Below are 1533 nucleotides of genomic sequence, written 5' to 3'. Positions count from 1 at the left end.
GGACGGCCCGCCGAGGCCGCAGGCCGAAGAGCGGGGGGTGGAGGGGGCGAGCCGCCGGCAGGGCGGTGAAGCGGCAGGCATCAAGCCGCCCCGCCGCGCGCCCCCGGCGCTCGACAACCCCACGCAGGCGCATCCACCGCCCCGCACCTTTGACGAGCTTCGCAACGCGACGCATCATCCCACGGTGAAGCTGCTGCCATTCATCGTCGTCGCCGTGCTGGGCATAAGCTCATGCGCAAGAGCCGAACGCTTCGAGGATGTCATCCACGCCGATCTCCCGCTCTGGCGGGGCTATCGTGAGCTCTGGCCTCGCCCCTTCCAGACCCAGGACTCCTTCGGCTGCATCCATAGGATCGCCCTGGGCCAATGGCGCGTAGAACGCGACGAGCGTGGGCCAGAAGAATGGATCAGGCTGCAGAACTATGGCGTTTCGCATTGCTACCTGACGGAAGTCCGCACCCACAGTCCGCAGGGCGTCAGCCATACCGGTCTGAGATACACGTCCCTCGTCGACCTGGGCGATGCCGTGGGACGGGGCGGCCCGGTCCGGCTCTGGGCGCTGCAATCCGGCTCGCGGCCCGGCAGCGACTACATGCTTCTCGCGAGCCGGCGCGGCGAAGAGCGAATTCAGTCGTTCAGCATCCTCCAGCGGCAGTGTCCCGCCGAGCGGGTGCGGGACGCCGGCCCAATCGACATCCTTCCGACGCGCTACTGCGCGATCAATTCGCAAGCCGAGCTGATCGACCTGGCGCGACGCATGGCGTGGCGACCACCCCTTGGCCAGCTTCGCTACGTCGGCCCCGTCCCAGAGACCGACTAGCGCCAGTTCCCCGTCAGCGACGCCATCCCCACCGGGGATACGCCCCGCCCTGAGCGAGGTTCGGCAAAGCCCACCCCCCTTACTTCTGCACCGGCCGCATCAACGGCGACTTCGGCGGCGGCGGCGCCTCCGCCGCCCCCTCCGCCAGCAGATCCTCCACGAACCCGGGCAGCCACGGGTTGCGCCCCGGCTTCATCCGCTCCGCCCGATAGATGTGGCCCAGATCCGCATACGCCCGGTCGAAGTTCTTGTTGACGATGACGTAGTCGTAGTTCGTCCAGTGCAGGATCTCCTCGCGGCCCAGCGCCAGGCGGTCGCGGATGGTCTGCTCGGTGTCCTGGGCCCGGGCGCGCAGGCGCCGTTCCAGGTCGTCCCAGGCGGGGGGCAGGATGAACAGGCGCACGCTGTCGTCCGGCGCCTTCTCGGCGATCTGGGCCGCGCCCTGCCAGTCGATGTCGAACAGCACGTCGTGGCCGCCCTCCAGGGCCGCCATCACCGGCGCCTTGGGCGTGCCGTAGTAGTTGCCGTTGACGACCGCCCACTCCAGGAAGGCGCCCTCAGCGATCATCGCCTCGAACTCTTCGCGGGTCTTGAAATAGTACTCGCGCCCCTCCTCCTCGCCCGGGCGCGCGGCGCGGGTGGTGGCCGAGATCGACAGGGTCAGGTCCGAGTGGTCGGCCACCAGCCGCCGGGTCAGCGAGGTCTTCCCCGCC

General features: G+C 69.3%; 2 protein-coding genes. One reads left to right on the top strand and one right to left on the bottom strand.

Going from position 1 to position 1533, the window contains the following annotated elements; genetic code table 11:
• Nucleotides 1–820: hypothetical protein (locus AX721_RS27695; RefSeq protein WP_197422409.1), on the top strand; the 820-nt coding region annotated here is incomplete at its 5' end.
• Nucleotides 821–899: 79 nt separating this feature from the next.
• On the opposite strand, the gene gmk is transcribed toward AX721_RS27695, so the two are convergent.
• On the bottom strand, nt 900–1533 hold a 634-nt coding region (gmk, locus tag AX721_RS00065), incomplete at its 5' end, for a guanylate kinase (RefSeq protein ID WP_068873887.1).

Origin of the sequence: Phenylobacterium sp. CCH9-H3, from assembly GCF_001557235.1 — a bacterium.
Classification (GTDB): Bacteria; Pseudomonadota; Alphaproteobacteria; order Caulobacterales; family Caulobacteraceae; genus Phenylobacterium.
This window is presented reverse-complemented; position numbering and strand designations above follow the sequence as displayed.